The sequence below is a fragment of the Ruegeria sp. BHSA163 genome, from assembly GCF_059613365.1.
Window position 1 is genome coordinate 1 of sequence record NZ_JBXWSJ010000068.1, and the last position, 18415, is coordinate 18415.

Annotated in this window: 17 protein-coding genes; 8 read left to right on the plus strand and 9 right to left on the minus strand. The window is 54.6% G+C overall.

Going from position 1 to position 18415, the window contains the following annotated elements; all coding sequences use genetic code 11:
* The 3 genes from AC2FNV_RS20905 to AC2FNV_RS20915 all read right to left on the minus strand — a co-directional run.
* The coding region (locus tag AC2FNV_RS20905) for a BatA domain-containing protein (protein ID WP_496774375.1) at positions 1-1673 on the minus strand (1673 nt) is incomplete at its 3' end.
* The gene (locus AC2FNV_RS20910; protein ID WP_170602952.1) at positions 1670-2545 is read right to left on the minus strand and encodes a DUF58 domain-containing protein; all 876 of its coding nucleotides are present in this window, start codon (positions 2543-2545) and stop codon (positions 1670-1672) included. The genes AC2FNV_RS20905 and AC2FNV_RS20910, both read right to left, overlap by 4 nt.
* Positions 2542-3549 (minus strand): AAA family ATPase, encoded by a 1008-nt coding sequence (locus AC2FNV_RS20915; RefSeq protein ID WP_170602951.1) that lies wholly within the window; start codon positions 3547-3549, stop codon positions 2542-2544. Before AC2FNV_RS20915 ends, AC2FNV_RS20910 begins: the two co-directional genes overlap by 4 nt.
* A 64-nt stretch (positions 3550-3613) precedes the next feature.
* Between AC2FNV_RS20915 and AC2FNV_RS20920 the strand changes: the two genes are divergently transcribed.
* Positions 3614-4198: a DUF1285 domain-containing protein gene (locus tag AC2FNV_RS20920; protein WP_254442519.1), complete on the plus strand. Its 585-nt coding sequence runs from the start codon at positions 3614-3616 to the stop codon at positions 4196-4198.
* Here AC2FNV_RS20920 and AC2FNV_RS20925 read toward each other — a convergent pair.
* Positions 4195-5139 (minus strand): DMT family transporter, encoded by a 945-nt coding sequence (locus AC2FNV_RS20925; protein ID WP_496774378.1) that lies wholly within the window; start codon positions 5137-5139, stop codon positions 4195-4197. The two genes, AC2FNV_RS20920 and AC2FNV_RS20925, sit on opposite strands and share 4 nt — an antisense overlap.
* A gap of 172 nt (positions 5140-5311) precedes the next feature.
* On the opposite strand from AC2FNV_RS20925, the gene AC2FNV_RS20930 reads away from it, so the two are divergent.
* Positions 5312-6070, plus strand: coding sequence for a hydroxypyruvate isomerase family protein (locus AC2FNV_RS20930; protein WP_170602947.1), 759 nt, complete (start codon positions 5312-5314; stop codon positions 6068-6070).
* 16 nt (positions 6071-6086) lie between these two features.
* On the opposite strand, the gene polA is transcribed toward AC2FNV_RS20930, so the two are convergent.
* The 3 genes from polA to AC2FNV_RS20945 all read right to left on the minus strand — a co-directional run bounded on the left by polA (position 6087) and on the right by AC2FNV_RS20945 (position 9807).
* Entirely contained in the window at positions 6087-8882 is a 2796-nt protein-coding gene (gene polA, locus AC2FNV_RS20935; protein WP_170602944.1) for a DNA polymerase I, read from the minus strand.
* Positions 8883-8952: 70 nt separating this feature from the next.
* Positions 8953-9435: a hypothetical protein gene (locus AC2FNV_RS20940; RefSeq protein ID WP_170602942.1), complete on the minus strand. Its 483-nt coding sequence runs from the start codon at positions 9433-9435 to the stop codon at positions 8953-8955.
* Between the two features lie 195 nt (positions 9436-9630).
* A complete protein-coding gene (locus AC2FNV_RS20945; protein WP_170603667.1) occupies positions 9631-9807 on the minus strand; it encodes a zinc-finger domain-containing protein in 177 nt (58 codons plus the stop codon).
* Positions 9808-9894: 87 nt separating this feature from the next.
* Here AC2FNV_RS20945 and AC2FNV_RS20950 point away from each other — a divergent pair, with 87 nt between their 5' ends.
* The 4 genes from AC2FNV_RS20950 to AC2FNV_RS20965 all read left to right on the plus strand — a co-directional run bounded on the left by AC2FNV_RS20950 (position 9895) and on the right by AC2FNV_RS20965 (position 15635).
* Positions 9895-10887 carry an ABC transporter ATP-binding protein gene (locus AC2FNV_RS20950; RefSeq protein WP_170603665.1) on the plus strand — a complete coding sequence of 331 codons (993 nt, stop codon included), beginning with the start codon at positions 9895-9897 and terminating at the stop codon, positions 10885-10887.
* 275 nt (positions 10888-11162) lie between these two features.
* Positions 11163-14081 carry an error-prone DNA polymerase gene (locus AC2FNV_RS20955; protein ID WP_170603663.1) on the plus strand — a complete coding sequence of 973 codons (2919 nt, stop codon included), beginning with the start codon at positions 11163-11165 and terminating at the stop codon, positions 14079-14081.
* 48 nt (positions 14082-14129) lie between these two features.
* Entirely contained in the window at positions 14130-14543 is a 414-nt protein-coding gene (locus tag AC2FNV_RS20960) for a group III truncated hemoglobin (protein ID WP_170602941.1), read from the plus strand.
* A 153-nt stretch (positions 14544-14696) separates the two neighbouring features.
* Positions 14697-15635 (plus strand): DMT family transporter, encoded by a 939-nt coding sequence (locus AC2FNV_RS20965; RefSeq protein WP_170602940.1) that lies wholly within the window; start codon positions 14697-14699, stop codon positions 15633-15635.
* A 31-nt stretch (positions 15636-15666) separates the two neighbouring features.
* Here AC2FNV_RS20965 and AC2FNV_RS20970 read toward each other — a convergent pair whose 3' ends face one another.
* Together AC2FNV_RS20970 and AC2FNV_RS20975 are read right to left on the minus strand one after the other, a co-directional pair.
* The gene (locus AC2FNV_RS20970) at positions 15667-16392 is read right to left on the minus strand and encodes an NYN domain-containing protein (RefSeq protein WP_170602938.1); all 726 of its coding nucleotides are present in this window, start codon (positions 16390-16392) and stop codon (positions 15667-15669) included.
* Positions 16393-16485: 93 nt separating this feature from the next.
* Positions 16486-17598 (minus strand): S-(hydroxymethyl)glutathione dehydrogenase/class III alcohol dehydrogenase, encoded by a 1113-nt coding sequence (locus tag AC2FNV_RS20975; protein ID WP_170479648.1) that lies wholly within the window; start codon positions 17596-17598, stop codon positions 16486-16488.
* A gap of 128 nt (positions 17599-17726) precedes the next feature.
* On the opposite strand from AC2FNV_RS20975, the gene AC2FNV_RS20980 reads away from it, so the two are divergent.
* A complete protein-coding gene (locus tag AC2FNV_RS20980) occupies positions 17727-18014 on the plus strand; it encodes an I78 family peptidase inhibitor (RefSeq protein WP_170479650.1) in 288 nt (95 codons plus the stop codon).
* A gap of 60 nt (positions 18015-18074) precedes the next feature.
* A partial coding sequence (locus AC2FNV_RS20985; protein ID WP_496774384.1) for a Y-family DNA polymerase occupies positions 18075-18415 on the plus strand: 341 nt, incomplete at its 3' end.

The window sequence follows — 18415 nt, forward strand, 5'->3', positions numbered from 1 at the left end:
ACACCCGGCAGGCTTCCTGCATCATACAACGATCCGAATCCGTCCAAAACCTGAACAGGTTCCCACGTCGTGCCTTGCAATTGTTCCACCTGTCGTGACTTTGCAGCAGATGCAACCGCGAGCCGGTCCAGCATTTCGACAAATAGACCCGAAAGCGGCAGGCTTGACCATTCCGCGTCCGCCGTGACGTGGAACAGAACCACCTGACCCAAGCCCAGCGCTTTTCGCGTGACCAACGGCGTTCCATCCGTCAAGGACGCAATTACTCGATCAGCCAAATTAGGGTCTGGCTGCGCCATGACTTGAGTTGACACGTTCACGTCGCTTGGCACCTGCAATCCGTAAAATGGGGAGTTTTCGGGAAAGGGCGATAGTCCCTTGGCCTTTCCCCAGCTCATTGCACCGCCGACAGACCGGCCCCCACTTCGCAGGCGAACGGGCAGCAATATATCTTCTTCGTCGCGACCAAGATCGCTTGCTGCCATTCTGGGACCGGCAAACCGCAATAACAAACCGCCTTGTTCGACCCATTCGACCAAAGCCTCCTGCTCGGGCTCAGCCAATCGCGTAACATCGGCCAATACAATTACATCTGGATTCGCAGGCAGAACCTCAAGCAACCCGCCATCCACAAAATCCGCCGTCGGGCGCAGAACCTGGGTTAGGTAATGCAGCGGAGACAACAGCTCCAAACCTTCGCGATTAAGTGTCCCGGCAATCAGAGCGACCTCACGTCGGCGCAAGCTGTCGTCCGTTAGCGTAATCGCTCCAGCAGAGCGTTGGCCCTGAATTTCAAAGCGAGTTATTCTGGCTCGCAATTCTGACGGCAGCGCCAATTCGCTCTGCGCTTTTGTTTCACCGCTTTCGAAAACCATTTCAACCGAATGCAGCACTCTCATGGCACCAGCCGGGTCGCGGCCTTGCGCCAGAACAGTGATATTGGCAGTCGGGCCGGGTTCAGCCCGCATTGCTGTCAACTGGATCAAGCCGTCTTGATAGGTAGCAGGCAATAGCGCAGTAACCGGTGCCGCCGGCCGAAAGACGGTCACCCCTCCGCTTGCCTGCAATACCTTCAAAATCTCTTCTTGACCGGGGTAATTTAACCAATCGCTGAACCAAAAAGTATCAAAAGTGTCTTCCACCTGCTCTAAAGCCTGAATGGATTGCTCGACTTGCGTTGCGCCAGGCTGCCAGGGTTGTGGGACCAGTCCGGGGAGGCGTGTGCGCCAAGTCTCAGCGGCCTGAAATACTGGAGCCTCCGGTTCGGTTAACCGCAAGATCGATACGGGCCGACCAGCGCGGCCGGCCTCGGTAAGCTGAACATCAATTTGGTCTAAGACTGATGGCCAACGCGTTGCACCCGCCCAGCTCGCATCCAGAACCAACAAAAGAGGGCCTGATCCGGCCTGATCCCGAGACGGGTTGAGTACAGGACCCGCCAAACCAATAATTATCGCCGCCGCGGCCAGCATCCGCAGCAGTAATAACCACCACGGTGTGCGGTCGGATACGCTTTCGTCATCTTTGAGGCCCAACAACAACGTGACCGCGGGAAACAACCTGCGCACCGGTGCAGGCGGCACCGCGCGCAACACCAACCAAAGAATCGGCAGGGTTAGCAGACCCAGCAAAACCCACGGTGCTGTAAACCCGATCCCTGCCAAAACGGTCATCGCGGGCCCCCATCCAAAGCTCGGTAAAGCCATAACAGGGCCGCTTGCGCACTGTCAGAAGTGTGATGCAGACCCAGCTGCCAACCGGTGGCGCGGCATAACCGGGTCAACTCGTCTTTTCGCCGGGCGAGACGCTCCAAATAGCGGTCGCGCAGGTCTCCGGCCTTGAGTGTCTCATGCCGTGTCGTCCCACCGACGCTTTCAAAGATCGTGCGGCCACGATAGGGGAAGGACTCTTCATTTGGGTCCAGAACCTGCAGCAAAAGGCCGCGCACTCCGCGATCGGCGGCCTTTGTCAGGGCCAGCTCTACCTCGGCCATTGGCCCAAGAAAGTCGGAAACGAACACAGCGCGGGCGTGCGGGATCATAGCTTTGTGTTCCGGCGGTGAGTAATCAACGTCGGAGTCCTCGGAAAGCGCTTCTGCCAATCGGATTATTTGAGCATTGCCACGACGCGGAGGCAACGAAGTGCCCGTCAGCCCGACTCGTTCGCCGCCGCGCACTAACAAAATCGCAATGGAAAGCCCCAGCAATCGGGCACGATCAGATTTGGTTGGCAGGTTTTTGTCTGAAGCAAACCGCATGGACGCTCCCTGATCGACCCACAGCATGATCGACTGGGCGATTTGCCATTCTCTTTCCCGCACGAATTGCTGGTCACCTCTGGCTGAGCGTCGATGATCAATCATCCTGCGGCTGTCACCGATCTGAGCCGGGCGGTACTGCCAGAAATCATCACCCAGACCTGCGCGACGCCTACCGTGATCGCCCAGCAGAACCGTACCGGCCAAATGCTCGGCTCGCGCCAAAAGAGGCGGCAAGCGGGACGCTTCTGCCTCTGACCTTTCGCGAAGTGTCAAGGCCGCATTCACGCCGCTGCCTCGGTGCGTACCAATCCGGCAGCGGTTGACTCAATTAGATTGGCAAGGCTGTCACCACGTGCTCGGGCAGCGAAGTTCAGCGCCATTCTGTGGCTTAGAACCGGTCGAGCCATATCCAAGACATCCTCGGCATTGGGCGCTAACCTACCTTGCAACATTGCCCGGGCGCGAACGGTCATCATCAACGCCTGTGCAGCACGTGGGCCGGGACCCCAAGCCACTGTCTCCATCACACGCTCGGACGCGCCATCCTCTTCGGGACGAAAGGCGCGAACAAGATCAAGAATTAATTCAACCACCGATTCCCCGACAGGCATGCGCCGCAATACGACCTGCGCTGCCAATAGCTCTTCTTTGGTGAAAATCTGATGCGCTTCTTCTTCCTCCACCCCAGTGGTGGCCAAAAGGATATCTCGCTCGGTTTGCCGATCCGGATATTCAACGTCAACCTGCACTAGGAAGCGGTCCAGCTGGGCCTCGGGCAACGGATAGGTGCCTTCTTGTTCAATTGGGTTTTGAGTAGCCAGTACATGGAATGGTACTCCTAAAGACCGATCCTCGCCGGCGACTGTGACTGTGCGTTCCTGCATTGCCTGCAACAGTGCAGATTGCGTTCTTGGGCTGGCCCGGTTGATCTCGTCCGCCATTAGCAACTGACAAAAAATCGGGCCAGGAATAAACCTGAAATGTCGACTTCCGTCTTCTGCCGTATCCAGAACCTCTGACCCCAGAATATCGGCTGGCATCAGGTCTGGAGTGAACTGAATTCGGTTGCCATTCAAGCCCATCACAGTCGACAACGTTTCGACAAGTCGCGTTTTGCCAAGACCGGGCAGCCCGATTAACAACGCATGCCCCCCACACAAAAGAGCGGTCAGGGTAAGGTCCACGACCCTTTCCTGCCCGATAAAGCGCCGGGTGATCGAGGACTTGGCCTCTTGCAACTTGTTTTCCAACGCTTCGATCTCGGCTACGAGGTCGGCAGGTTCGGTCATGAGTTTCCCTTCCGTGGACGAATATGATTGAAGTGTATCGCGCTGTGAGGAAATGGCAAAAGCAATGAGCGGACAAAAACCCGTGAAACCTTCGCCTGATGGTCTTGTGGCATCAGTAAATGCGGCCAAAATCGCCGGTTTACCGCCTGTTCACCTATGGAATCCTCCGTTTTGTGGTGATCTGGACATTCGGATCGCAAAAAATGGCTCTTGGAGTTATTTAGGATCGCCCATCGAAAGGTTCGAGCTTGTTAAGCTTTTTTCTTCAATTCTTAAGAAAGAAAACAACGACTATTACCTAGTCACTCCGGTCGAGAAGGTGGGAATCACTGTTGAGGACGCGCCGTTTATCGCCGTTGATTTCGACAGAAACGGCGAAGGAGAGGCGCAGACACTGACTTTCGTAACCCAAGTTGGCGACACTGCCCGGGCAGGAAGCAATCATCCTATCCGAATTGTCATTGATCCGGAGACGGAAGAACCATCGACATATATTCTGGTTCGCGCAAATCTCGAAGCACGCATCGACCGCAAGACTTTTTACAGACTTGTCGAAGTCGGCACTCACAACGAAGGCTGGTTTGGTGTTTGGTCCGATGGTGCTTTTTTTGACTTGATCCCGTCTGATCAACTGCCGGCAGCAGACTAAACCGTTGCTCGCGCACCCCGATCTTGCGCCAAAACAATAGCCAGCGCGACAATGCCGGCGCCCAAGGCACGGGTCCAGTTCCACTCATCTCCCAAAACAACCATGATCACCATCACGTAAAATGGCGCGATGTTGATATGAAACGAAGATAAGGCTACACCCAATTTTCCAACGGATGCTATAAAAAACACTTGGCTAAGGCCCATTGATATCAATGCATAAATCAACAGCATCCCGGCCTGCTGTGCGTCAAAAGCTGTCTTAGGTAAAACATCAAAACCGAAATAAGCCGAAACAAACACAAGCGCAGACGCCATCAATAACCCGCCGACAAAAGTTATTGTGGTTCGGCCGGTCTGGCTAAGCTCTGGAAAATCCCGAGCTGTCGCCATACTAGCCCAACAAAATAACGCTGTTGACACAACCGCGCAAATAGCACCCAGCCCCAATTGTGCCGGGGCTACAGCACTTGTTGCGATCAGACCGCCGAAAATCGAAACAATCACGCCCAGCGCAAAGTTCCACTTTAATCGGCGTGTGCCTGAAAAAAGTTCCAGTAAAGTCGCCGTCAAAGGTGCGCAAGATGCTATTATTGCAACGGTGACAGGGTCAGTCAGCTTTTGCGCCAGAATGATCAGATACATTCCGCATCCAAGCCCAAATCCTCCAATAGACATTGCATGGCCCCAACGGGCGGCAACAACTCGGCTAGGGCCGTCAATCAACGCCCAAATCGGGATCATAACAGTTACCGCCAGTGCCAGCCTTGCAGCCAGCAGTGCAACAGGCGGCCAAGTCTGCAACAGGATCTCTGCCGCCGGAAACCCCGCGGCCCAGGTCAACATGGATGCCACAGCTAAGCTGTTGCCTGACAAAGCAGACTTTCGTACGCCAGACCAACCAACTGGGTTCCCGCGAACGGGGTCGGGGCTCATCGCCATGAAGTCAGACCTTTTGCTAACGCGGCGCCGAAAAAATGATTCGCCGCGATAAACAGAACGTGTTCGATTTCAATCCGTTGATCTGGTCGATTTTCGACAATCTGTCGTTTTCAGGCCCTTTCAAGGAATTCGGTATGTCGCTAAGTTCGCTTCACTGTTACCGGGGCTGTCTATGCCAAGATTTGCTGCTAACATTTCGCTGCTTTTTGCTGAATTGCCCTACTTTGATAGGTTTGCGGCTGCCGCTCAATCAGGATTCGACGCAGTCGAAATCCTGTTTCCATATGAATATGCCGCCAAAGAAACACGACGCGCCCTACTTGCCAACGGGTTAGAGCTGGTGTTGATAAACGGGCCGCCACCAAATTATACCGGTGGACAGCCTGGTTTTGCAGCTGTTCCAGGCGGCGAGGCTCGGTTCCGGACAGATATTCAGCGCGTCCTGAGATACGCTGAGACTCTGCGATCTGGGATTATTCATGTCATGTCAGGCTATGCATCCGGACGCGATGCGTTCGATAGCTTTGTACGAAATTTGCGCTGGGCCGCTGATCAGGCGCCGCAACAAAAATTCACTATAGAGCCTCTGAACACCGTTTCGCAGCCCGGGTATTTTCTGAACAATTATGATCTGGCCGCCGAGGTTTTGGATCGCGTTAACCGCCCGAATGTCGGCCTGCAATATGACAGTTTTCATGCCCATATGATCCATAAGGACGCTATCGCTGTCTGGAATGCTTATAGGGACTTGATCACGCACGCCCAAATTGGCGCAGCTCCGGATCGCTCAGAGCCCGGTCACGGCGTAACAGACTTCGCAGCCTTGTTCGAATTAATGGACTCCAGTGGATACACTGGTTGGGTCAGCGCAGAATATACACCTTCAAGCCACGTAACTCAGACCACGTTAGGCTGGATGTCCAAAGGGTAAAAATAAACACAGATTTCTAGTGTGCCTCGGCCCAATTTGCGCCCTGTCCGGCATCGACAGTCAGCGTTACATCCAGTTTGACGGCAGGATCCGGTGCGCCTTCCATCACCTTTCGTGCTGCGGCAACGGTTTCTTCAACTGCGTCCTCTGCCACTTCGAACAACAATTCGTCGTGAACCTGCAAAAGCATCTTGGCCGGCAGTCCCTGAATTGCTGCCGGCATCCTTACCATTGCGCGTCGGATTACATCGGCTGCCGTTCCTTGTATCGGAGCGTTAATCGCGGCACGCCGCGCAAAGCCTGCGTGGGGGCCTTTTGCGTTGATCTCTGGTGTGTGAATTTTGCGCCCAAATAACGTCTGTACGTAACCATGTTCTTTGGCAAATGAGATGGTTTCATCCATATACCGACGAATCCCCGGGAAACGTTCGAAATAGCGGTCGATAAATCCCTGTGCCTCGGCCCGGGGTATGCGAAGATTGCGCGCAAGGCCAAATCCCGAAATACCATAGATTACGCCAAAGTTGATCGCCTTTGCCTGGCGGCGAATGTCAGGTGTCATCTCATCAAGCGGCACGTCGAACATCTCGGACGCCGTCATTGCGTGAATATCCAGCCCATCCGAAAACGCCTGCTTCAGAGCCTGAATATCGGCAATATGCGCTAAAATGCGCAATTCGATCTGGCTATAGTCGAGACTGACCAATACATTCCCCGGCTCGGCAATAAAGGCTTCGCGTATGCGGCGTCCCTCTTCCGTGCGTACGGGTATGTTTTGAAGGTTCGGGTCAGTCGATGCGAGACGCCCTGTATTTGCTCCGGTTATGGAATAAGACGTGTGAACCCGCCCAGTTTCTGGGTTGATATGGGTTTGCAGCGCGTCGGTATAGGTCGATTTCAGTTTTGACAACTGCCTCCAGTCCAGTACGCGGCGTGGTAATTCATGCTCGGTCGCCAGATCCTCAAGAATGTCTGCTCCGGTAGAGTATTTTCCAGTTTTCCCTTTTTTGCCGCCTTCAAGTCCCATCTTGTCAAACAGGATTTCACCCAGCTGTGCCGGGGATCCGACGTTAAAACTCTCGCCTGCAAGATCGTGAATTTCGGCCTCCAGCGCCGCCATCTTTTGTGCAAAGGCGTTCGACATGCGCGACAGCACTTCGCGGTCCACCTTGACGCCGGACATTTCCATTTTTGCCAGTACAGCAACCAGCGGACGCTCAAGCGTCTCATAAACGGTTGTCACCTGAGACTGGTGCAGTTGCGGTTTGAACTGCTGCCAAAGACGCAAGGTTATGTCAGCGTCCTCTGCGGCATAGGCTGTAGCCTCGTCGATCGGGACCTTGTCAAAGGTGATCGCTGACTTACCCGATCCAAGCAATGGCTTGATAGGGATCGGCGAATGGCTCAGATAGCGTTCGGACAGGGTATCCATTCCATGCCCATGTTCGCCCCCATGCATCGCGTAAGACATCAACATCGTGTCATCAATGGGCGCAACATTGACGCCATAGCGTGAAAAGATCTTGGCATCATATTTCATGTTCTGCCCGATCTTAAGGATGGATGGGTCTTCCAACATCGTTTTTACCAGCGTTAGAGCCTGATCCATCGCAATTTGCCCGTCGGCAAGTGCATCGGAACCGAACAGGTCATCACTGGAACCGTCACGATGGGTCAGCGGGATATAGCAAGCTTCACCTGGCTCGACAGACAGCGAAATTCCGACCAGATCGGCAGTCATCTCGTTCAGGCCAGTCGTTTCAGTGTCCACGGCGACCCAGCCCCGCTCGTAAGCCTGATCGATCCACTTTTGCAAAGCGACGGTGTCCCGGACGCATTCGTATTTTGATGCGTCAAACGGAATAGCTTCTGCCTGCGCCTCCGCCTCGGCAACGGGCAACTCTGGGATTACCGGCGATTCAACACCCAGTTTGTCTGCAATACGCTTAGTTAAGGTGCGAAACTCCATCTCGGCCAGGAAGTTCATCAACGTATCCGGCTCTGGGTCCCTTACCTCTAGTTCGTCTAGCGTGAAATCCAATGGGGTATTTTCATCCAGCTGCACAAGCTTTTTTGAAAGTTCGATCTGATCGCGCTTGTCAATCAATGTCTGGCGGCGTTTGGGCTGTTTGATCTCTTCAGCGCGGTCCAACAGCGTTTCAAGGTCCCCATACTCGTTTATCAACAGAGCTGCGGTCTTTACACCAATCCCCGGTGCGCCGGGCACGTTATCGACGCTATCTCCAGCCAGAGCTTGCACATCAACCACGCGTTCGGGGCCTACTCCGAACTTCTCAATGACGCCATCGCGGTCGATGCGTTTGTTCTTCATAGCATCCAACATCTCGACGCCGCCACCGACAAGCTGCATCAAGTCTTTATCGGAACTGACAATTGTTACGCGCCCTCCGGCGTCGCGGGCTTTCACAGCCAGTGTCGCGATGATGTCGTCGGCCTCGTAGCCTTCAAGCTCTTTGCAGGCGATGTTGAATGCTCTCGTTGCTTCGCGCGTAAGTGGCATCTGAGGGCGCAGATCCTCCGGCATAGCCTCTCGGTTGGCCTTGTACTGATCATAAAGTTCGTTTCGGAATGTGTGTGACCCTTTGTCGAAAATCACTGCGACATGAGTCGGCGCGTCTGGCCCGTCATTTGCCTCGACATATTTCTGCAGCATATTGCAGAAGCCCGATACTGCACCTATGGGCAATCCGTCTGATTTCCGCGTTAATGGCGGCAGCGCGTGGTATGCCCTGAAAATAAAGGCCGATCCGTCGATCAGATGCAGGTGACATCCTTTTCCGAAACTGCTCATACACGCTCTCCCTGTTAGTCAGGGATGGTTCTGCCACAGGGTCGGGCAAGTGGCCAGTCAAGAACGCGCGTCAACCACCAAACAGGCCAGAGAAAGTGTCGGTGAAAAAGTCGGAAAAACTGTTCAGAAGTGCCATAATAACGAGCGTTCCCAGTAAAGCTAAAAAGGCCCACGCGAAAAACTGAAAGAGGATCGCACCAGTTCCGATCGCGATACCGGCGACGGCTGGGCGAATTCTTTCGTGACGCAACAGACCAATGACCGACAAGACAATCGCAGTTGCACCCAACATCGAGACGCCTGTGCGAAGATAATCATCCAGATCACGTGCTGGTGCGATAGGTTCAGGCTGTTCAATGCCTGCAGCTGCCCGTAAGGTGGATTTCCCGATCTCTGCCGCAAGCTCTCCTAGTGAAACGCCTGTGGATTGCTGGGGCGCAAATGGTCCGGCCCAGAAAACGAAAAGCGCTGCTATAAGCGAAATGGCTGCAACGCCAAAACCCAACCAGCCGAATACGGGGCTTTGATTGCCTTGGATTGAAACCTCAGTCATCATACTCTCTCACATCGATATGGGGTCGATTTACCATTGAATCACGGCAAGACTTTGGCGTGCTCAATGTGGCGAAGACTTTGTTAAGTTGATGATCTTCGGCTATTTAAAATGGCCGCCAAGCCGATCAGACCTTTAACGGTCGCGGTCAGGAAACAGTCATTATGGCGCAAAGCACCCTATCGAATTTTGCATTCAGGCTGACTCGCGGCCTTTCAACACGTACTTGCAGTCGCAATAGGGGCATTCGACCCAACCAGTGTCTTCGGGAATTTGCAACCAAACGCGCGGGTGGCCCAATGCGCCCTCGCCACCATCACAGGCAACTTGGGAAGTTTCGACGATTTTGGTTTCCGGCGCTTCGATGGTCACGGCTGGTGATCCTTCATTGGTTGTAGCCTTAACAGGCATGCTTTAGGTGCGTTTATGAGCGATGAGCAAACTGGGGGCAAGAGCCACATGAGCGATGCGGCAATCAGGATAGAAGGACTGTGCAAGACCTATCGCGGCAGCAAAGGCGAGCCTGAGAAACAGGCGCTAAAGGGTATCGATCTTACAGTCCCCAAAGGATCTGTCTTTGGGCTGTTGGGCCCAAACGGTGCAGGTAAATCGACACTGATTAACATTCTTGCGGGATTGGTCGTAAAGTCTTCGGGTCGCGTATCGATCTGGGGCTTTGATCAGGATCAGTACCCGCGCCAGTCACGCTCAGCGATTGGCGTTATGCCGCAAGAGCTCAACCTCGATCCCTTCTTCACACCTCGCGGCGCGCTGGAGGTCCAGGCCGGTCTTTACGGCGTACCGAAATCTGAACGCCATAGTGATGAAATTCTTGAATTAGTTGGCTTAAGTGACAAGGCCGACGCTTATGCGCGTACGCTTTCCGGTGGGATGAGGCGACGATTGCTGTTGGCAAAGGCGCTGGTGCATCACCCCAAAGTACTTGTTCTTGATGAACCCACTGCTGGTGTAGACATCGAACTGCGCCAGATGTTGTGGACAAATATCCGCAAACTTAATGAACAAGGGATGACGATCATCTTAACTACGCATTATCTGGAAGAAGCCCAGGAAATGTGCGGCGAAATCGCCATTATCAATCACGGTGAAAAAATCGCGCAGGACAGCACTGCGAACTTGTTGGGACGTATGGATAGCCGCACGATGGTGATCGTCCCAGACAGTCCAGTTACAGTTCTACCTGCGGCGGAAGGCGTTAAACCGGCTCTGCGCGATGATGGCTGCCTCGTTTTGCACTACCACAGCGCCCAAACCACTGCAGAACAAGTTCTGGAGTCTGTGCGTGCCGCGAATATCCGCATCCGAGATGTCCGAACCGAGGAAGCGGATCTTGAGGATGTGTTCCTTGCGCTGACCTCCAGCCGCACTGATGATCCCCCGGCCGATGACCAGGATCGGCCGCGCCGTGGGATGCATCGAGTCAAACTTTAGGCGTGATCTACCTGCTTGGCGGTTCTTTAGGGCCGCAAATAAGGCGTCGCGGATTGTTTGTGTTTCAGTCTCTAAAAAAGGGATAGCGCGTTTGCAACTTCCGACCTGTTTAACGATATTCGTCAATTGACACTCGATTTGGACGGCTTTCATCTGACGGCCCGATACCTTTCAAAGCAGCGAATTACGTAACTGCTCGATTTGTTCGTCATTTAGCGACCAGTTTTTTTAAAGGACTCGAAAAAGAACAAAACGTGAATATAATATGGAATCGTATGTATGCCGAACTGTCGATCACATCGAACTTTACCTTCCTCACCGGAGCTTCACACCCCGAGGAGTACATGGAGCGTGCCGTCACCCTGGGCCTGCCTGCCATCGCGGTTGCTGATGACAATTCTGTAGCCGGAATCGTTCGTTCCCATACTCAAGGGCGCGAGATTGCCCGCAAAGTGCGCGAGCGGGTTGAGTGGGAGGCGCAGAATACTCCGATCGGACCACCCTGTCCCGGTCACATCCCCAAACCGCCCTCTTTCCCTATCCATGCGGTGCCGCGTCTGATTCCGGCGGCGCGGCTGATCTTCACTGACGCACCCACCGTCACTGCCCTGCCTCTTAATCGGCAGGGCTGGGCCAACCTGTGCCGGATTATTTCCAAGGGTCGTCTGCGTGCCCAAAAGGGCAACTGTACCCTGCACCTGGCAGATTTGCTGGAGTTCTCAGACGGCCTCCACCTACTGCTCTGGCCACAGGTTGCTCCATCACCGGGCGGCGCGGGTATTTGGCGGAAACGAGCGCGACAGTTGGCGCGCCACTTTTCTGGGCGGATACATCTGTTGATGCATCCCCGTTATGACGGCGCAGATGCGATGTTTTTCTCTGTGTTAGAGACTGAATCAAGGGATATTGGCATACCAACGCTCGCAAGCGCTGCACCACTGATGCATCACGGTTCCCGCCGCAAGCTGGCCGATGTGCTGACTGCCATCCGTCTGCGACGTAAAGTGGATGAGTTGGGTCGCGAGGCGCTGACCAATGGCGAACAGCGCCTGCGGTCAAAGGCCGAAATGCTGCGCATTTTCAAGGGTCATGAGGGCGCTGTCGCCCGGGCCCATGACCTCAGCGAACAGCTTACCTTTTCTCTGGATGAGCTGCGCTATGAGTATCCAAGCGAAGGTAGCGAACAAGAAACTCCGACCGAACGCCTGCGCCGTCTGGCGCATGAAGGGCTTAAATGGCGATATCCTGCGGGCGCGTCGGAAAAAGCGAGGAACATGCTGGCGCATGAGCTAACCCTGATCGCCAAGCTGAAATACGAGCCTTATTTTCTAACCGTCCGTGACATCGTCAAATTCGCAAGATCGCGCAACATCCTATGTCAGGGGCGCGGGTCAGCAGCCAATTCAGTCGTCTGTTTCTGCCTCGGCATCACCGAGGTCAGCCCCGAGATGGGAACGATGGTCTTTGAACGCTTCGTATCCGAGGCCCGTGACGAACCGCCCGATATTGACGTGGATTTCGAACACGAGCGTCGCGAAGAAGTGATCCAACACATCTATGATCGCTATGGCCGGGAACGCGCGGGCCTTTGTGCGACAGTCGTTCACTACCGTGGAAAACGCGCCATCCGCGAGGTCGGCCGCGCCATGGGCTTGACCGAAGATACAATCTCGGCGCTTTCATCACAGCTTTGGGGCTTTTTTTCAGCCTCAGGGCTTGAGGCAGAAAGGATGCGAGAGATCGGCCTTGATCCCGAAGATCGTCGTCTAAAACAGACTCTAATGCTAGTCTATGAGATCGACGGCTTTCCCCGCCACCTGTCTCAGCATGTAGGTGGTTTCATCATCACTGAGGGGCGTCTGGACGAACTTGTGCCTATAGAAAACGCCACAATGGAGGACCGCACGGTCATTTGTTGGGACAAGGATGATATCGACTCGCTGGGCATCCTGAAGGTCGATGTGCTGAGCCTTGGAATGCTGACCTGCATTCGCAAGGCCTTTGATCTGATCGGGCAACACCACCAGACCAGCTATACGCTTGCTACGCTGCCGCCCGAAGACCCCAAAGTCTATGACATGCTCTGCAAGGCAGACTCGGTTGGTGTTTTTCAGGTGGAAAGCCGGGCTCAGATGAATTTTCTACCTCGGATGCGGCCCCGCAACTTCTACGACCTGGTGATCGAGGTCGCAATAATCCGCCCTGGCCCCATTCAGGGCGACATGGTCCACCCCTACATAAGACGGCGGAACGGAGAGGAGGAGGTCAGTTTTCCATCAGATGCACTGGGCGAGGTGCTGGGAAAAACGCTGGGCGTACCACTTTTTCAGGAACAGGCGATGCAGATCGCAATTGTCGGAGCGGGTTTCACCCCGGAACAGGCCGACCGGTTGCGCCGCTCGCTGGCGACTTTCAAGAAACATGGCAATGTCAGTGAATTCCGCGCCCTGTTCCTGCGCGGCATGAAGCGCAACGGCTATGACGACGAATTCGCTGAGCGCTGTTTCTCACAGATCGAAGGTTTTGGCTCGTATGGTTTCCCCGAAAGCCATGCGGCTAGCTTTGCGCTGCTGGTCTATGCCTCGGCCTGGATCAAATGCCATCACCCCGGCATCTTCGCCTGTGCGCTGCTGAACTCTCAACCCATGGGATTCTATGCCCCGGCCCAGATCGTACGCGACGCGCGTGAACATGGGGTTCAGGTGCGCCCGGTCTGTATCAATGCCAGTTTCTGGGACAATGTGATGGAACCCGACGGCCATGGCGGGCTAGCCCTGCGGCTAGGTTTTCGCCAGATCAAGGGCCTAAGCGAAGAAGATGCCAGTTGGCTGACCGCAGCTCGCGGCAACGGTTACACCGAAGTCGACGATGTCTGGCGCCGCGCCGGGCTGGGGCCGCCGGTGATCGAACGGCTGGCCGAGGCCGATGCTTTCGCCGCATGCAACCTGACACGGCGCGAAGCTTTGTGGCAGGCCAAGGCGATAGCAACCGCCAAACCTTTGCCGTTGTTCTCGCTGGATTTGGAGGGCGAGGCGCTGGATGAGCCCGAAGCCTACCTACCCCAGATGACGCTGGGTGAACAGGTGGTCGAGGATTACGTGGCTACGCGCCTCAGCCTGCGGGCCCACCCGGTGGCCTTGCTAAGGCACCTGCTGACACCCGAGCCGCGCGACAAAACCACTCCTGTCGCCTAGCATCAAAACCAGGTATTGGCCCAGTACAGAGCCTAAATTAGTACCATTATGACCAGACCCATCCTGACTCCGCGCTTCCCGGCAACGCCTGAACAGATCAACGCGCAGGTCCACGCCTTTTACGCCCGCGTACGCGAGGACACGATGCTGGGCCCCGTTTTCAACAAGCATGTTCACGAATGGCACGCGCATGAGGAAAAGATCGCCGCCTTCTGGCGCAACGCCATCCTGTTCGAACGCAGCTATGACGGTAACCCGCAACGGGTCCATATCGAACGGCCCGACGTGAAACCTGAATTGTTCGCCCATTGGCTAGACCTGTTCGAAGAGGTCGCCAACCAAATGCTACCGCCGGAAACTGCCACACCGTGGGTCGCCTTGGCCAGGCGGATCGGAGTCGGGATGAAGGCCGGCGTCCAATCCGCCCGACAACCCAAAGACGCACCACCGATACTGCGATGACACCAGATCATAGCGGGTTTGATATGTTAGCGATAAAATAGGGGCTACACGCCTCGACAAAATCGGTTTAAGCAAACGCGAAGACAGCCGAAAATCCGACGATCTGCTAGAGCAGGCGCCTGTAACGCCGATATATCGCCCGAGGCTTCGAACATGAGCACTCAAAATACAATCCTCAGGGGACTTGGATTCGCATTTTTAGGGTTCGCTGTTTTTGCTAGCCACGACGCGCTGATCAAGGTTTTGGGCGCCACATACTCAGTGCTGCAGATCATCTTCTTCGCAACGCTATTTTCATTTGTCCCCATGGCAGTATCGATCTTGACTGATCGGACAACAGGAAATTTTATGCCGCGTCACCCGTGGCTGGTTTTGCTTCGTTCGGGTCTGATGCTTACAGCCATGTCCTGCGCATTTTACGCCTTTTCCGTTTTACCGCTGGCCGAAGTCTATTCGCTGCTTTTTTCGTTTCCGCTGATCGTTACTGTCCTATCGATCCCTATTCTAGGCGAGGTGGTCCGGGCTCAGCGTTGGGCGGCCGTCGGCGTAGGCCTTATTGGAGTTTTAATTGTTCTGCGCCCTGGAGCGACCGAAATCACCATTGGCCATGTCGCTGCCCTGACCGCTGCATTTTGCAGCGCCTTTGCTTCGGTTTTGGTACGCAAGATCGGGAACGAGGAAAGATCAGCAGTTTTGATCCTCTATCCCATGTTGCTTGCCATTGGCGTAATGAGTATTGCGCAACCCGCCGTTTATCAGCCCCCTTCACTGTTGCACTTGGGGATGATGGCCATGGTTGGCGTTTTTTCAGTAATAGCACAGCACCTGATCATCCTTGCCTATCGCGCGGCGCCAGCTGGCGTTGTCGCACCCAGCCAATACAGCCAGATTATCTGGGCTACGATATTTGGTATGACATTCTTTGGGGAAAAGCCTGACGTTTGGGTCGCCGTCGGCGCCAGCGTCATCATCGCATCCGGTGTGTTTGTGGTCTGGCGAGAAAGCCGAAGTAACACCACCTCGGCCAACACCCCTGTTTTGCGAGTCCGGTCTCCGCGGTCAGACACGGGGGCAACACGGCCGGGGAACTAGCAAGGCCGGAATTTCACTCTGCAATTTCGTCTCAGCCTTCCTTGCACCTGATCTTGAAGCCGCCGTTGAGATTATTTTCCTCAAAGCGATCTATGGCTCGAACCAAATCGCTAAGTCTATTGTAGCCGTATGTTCGGGAATCAAAATCCGGATACATCTTTCCCAATTGGCTTCCTACAAAGGATAAACTAACCCAACCATCGGCTTCATTGGTGTTTAGAACAATATTGCGGATTAGTTGGTATGCATGATTCAACTCTTGTTTTAACTTCACAGTTCTAGCCTCTTGGGATTTAGGGGGGCCAGATTCTGGCTTTTCAATATTTTCTATATAAATGAACCTGTTACATGCAGCTACAAACGCCTTTGGAGCCTTACGCTCACCAATTCCGTAAACATCCAACCCCTGCTCGCGAATTCGCCTGGCGAGGCGCGTAAAGTCGCTGTCCGACGACACCAGTACAAACCCACTGAACCTGTCGGTATGCAGGATGTCCATGGCGTCAATAACAAGGGCAATGTCGCTGGAATTCTTACCGGACGTATTGGAGAATTGCTGATGCGGGACAACTGCATATTCGGCCAGTGAGTTTGCCTCCCAACCCTGCGGCGCACCGCCGGAAAAGTCTCCATAAATCCGCCTTTGGCTGGCTTCGCCAAGTCGGGCGATTTCTTCAAAAATCTCAGTAGCATGTTTTGCCGATATATTGTCAGCATCTATTAATACGGCAAGTCGTTCTGCAGTCTTTGTGTTCAAGGCAATTCCTCAAATAAATAAGGGGAAGTAAGTTCATAAACAAGCTGAAGGGGCGAAATAAATCGCCCCCCAGATTAACTTTCAACAATCTTGTCAGTAGACGACCACTGAACGGATGCTTTCGCCCTTATGCATCAGATCGAATCCATGGTTGATGTCATCCAACCCCATGGTGTGAGTGATCATCGGGTCGATCTCGATCTTGCCGTCCATGTACCAGTCGACGATCTTTGGTACATCGGTGCGACCACGTGCGCCGCCAAAGGCGGTTCCACGCCAAGAACGACCAGTTACCAATTGGAATGGGCGGGTTGAAATTTCGGCCCCGGCTGGCGCAACACCGATTATAATCGATTCACCCCAGCCTTTATGCGCCGATTCCAATGCATCGCGCATGACACCGACATTGCCCGTGGCATCGAATGTATAATCCGCACCACCTTTGGTGAGGTTCACTAGGTAGGGAACCAAATCGCCCTCAACCTCGGTTGGGTTAACGAAATCGGTCATACCGAACTTCGTGGCCATCTCAACTTTGGCAGGGTTAAGATCAACGCCAACGATTTGATCCGCACCAGCCAGACGCAGGCCTTGAATCACATTCAGGCCGATACCGCCCAGCCCAAAAACAATCGCACGGCTGCCGATTTCGACTTTGGCTGTGTTGATGACTGCGCCAATACCAGTGGTCACGCCGCAGCCGATGTAACAGATCTTGTCGAAAGGCGCGTCTTCGCGCACTTTTGCAAGCGCGATTTCAGGCAGGACAGTGTGGTTCGAGAATGTCGAGCAACCCATGTAGTGCAGGATCGGATCACCATCCAGCGTCGTGAAACGCGACGTGCCATCGGGCATCAGACCTTGTCCCTGCGTCTCGCGGATCGCCTGACACAAGTTGGTTTTCGGATGCAAACAGTATTCGCATTCCCGACATTCAGGGGTGTAAAGCGGAATTACGTGATCACCCGGTTTCAGACTGGTCACGCCCGCGCCGACCTCGACCACAACGCCTGCACCCTCATGGCCCAAAATAGCCGGGAACAGGCCTTCGGGATCGGCACCAGAAAGGGTGAACTCGTCGGTATGGCAGATTCCAGTAGCCTTGATCTCTACTAAAACCTCACCGGCTTTGGGGCCTTCGAGGTTTACATCCATCACTTCCAAAGGTTTGCCAGCCTGAACGGCGACGGCGGCGCGGGTACGCATTTTGAATTTCTCCCTGTCTGTTTGCCCGACCCTGCGTCAATTGCCGGGCGTTTTCAACTGCGCTTTGATGGAAGATTGGCTAATTATTTGATATTGCAGAAACGGCATCGTCAGAATGAGGTACGCTAATGCACCGTTTTATCCCGATCTTGGCCCTTCTGGCAGCCTGCGCTGACACCAGCATTCCTGAAGATGTTTCTTCCATCTCGGAAAACGCTCCGGTGGATCTGGCCTTTTGCAAGGGCGAGCCGTTTGCTGATTCAGTCGGTCAACCCGTTTCCAGCATTCAGGCGAGTCTTCCGGAACGATCGCGTGTACTTGGCCCGGATGACATCGCAACGCAGGATTACCGGATCGACAGGTTGAACGTCTACGTGAGCGGCTCCGGTGTGATTCAACGTCTGAGCTGCGGGTAGGCATGGACTCGGGGCATGATTCTCGAATAAGAACAAAATAGGAACATTTAATGCTTGCCGATGCCCAACCGTCGAATACTTTCCCTGTGGTTCCCCCGTCTGGGGGCTGAACGGCTGGTACGCGCCGCGCGAGGCCTGCATGCCGGGCCTTTGGCCGTGGTGGCCGAACAATCGAACATGCAGGTCGTCACCTCGCTGAACGCCGACGCCCAGGCCGCTGGTCTGCGTATCGGCCAACCGGTGCGCGATGCTCACGCCATGTGTGCAGACCTTGTGACGCGCCCGCGCAATGCACCAGGCGAAGCGGCCTTTCTGACCGCGTTGCGCCGTTGGGCGGGGAAATTCAGCCCATGGGTAGCGGAAGAAGCACCCGATGGTCTGATCGTGGACCTGTCGGGTTG

Excerpts from the sequence above, each read along its gene's own strand:
- AC2FNV_RS20965 (WP_170602940.1), top strand. The coding sequence starts at position 14,697 with ATGAGCACTCAAAATACAATCCTCAGGGGACTTGGATTCGCATTTTTA.
- AC2FNV_RS20955 (WP_170603663.1), top strand. The coding sequence starts at position 11,163 with ATGTATGCCGAACTGTCGATCACATCGAACTTTACCTTCCTCACCGGA.
- AC2FNV_RS20930 (WP_170602947.1), top strand. The coding sequence starts at position 5,312 with ATGCCAAGATTTGCTGCTAACATTTCGCTGCTTTTTGCTGAATTGCCC.
- AC2FNV_RS20960 (WP_170602941.1), top strand. The coding sequence starts at position 14,130 with ATGACCAGACCCATCCTGACTCCGCGCTTCCCGGCAACGCCTGAACAG.
- AC2FNV_RS20920 (WP_254442519.1), top strand. The coding sequence starts at position 3,614 with ATGAGCGGACAAAAACCCGTGAAACCTTCGCCTGATGGTCTTGTGGCA.
- AC2FNV_RS20915 (WP_170602951.1), bottom strand. The coding sequence starts at position 3,549 with ATGACCGAACCTGCCGACCTCGTAGCCGAGATCGAAGCGTTGGAAAAC.
- AC2FNV_RS20940 (WP_170602942.1), bottom strand. The coding sequence starts at position 9,435 with ATGACTGAGGTTTCAATCCAAGGCAATCAAAGCCCCGTATTCGGCTGG.
- AC2FNV_RS20950 (WP_170603665.1), top strand. The coding sequence starts at position 9,895 with ATGAGCGATGCGGCAATCAGGATAGAAGGACTGTGCAAGACCTATCGC.
- AC2FNV_RS20975 (WP_170479648.1), bottom strand. The coding sequence starts at position 17,598 with ATGCGTACCCGCGCCGCCGTCGCCGTTCAGGCTGGCAAACCTTTGGAA.
- AC2FNV_RS20980 (WP_170479650.1), top strand. The coding sequence starts at position 17,727 with ATGCACCGTTTTATCCCGATCTTGGCCCTTCTGGCAGCCTGCGCTGAC.
- polA (WP_170602944.1), bottom strand. The coding sequence starts at position 8,882 with ATGAGCAGTTTCGGAAAAGGATGTCACCTGCATCTGATCGACGGATCG.
- AC2FNV_RS20925 (WP_496774378.1), bottom strand. The coding sequence starts at position 5,139 with ATGGCGATGAGCCCCGACCCCGTTCGCGGGAACCCAGTTGGTTGGTCT.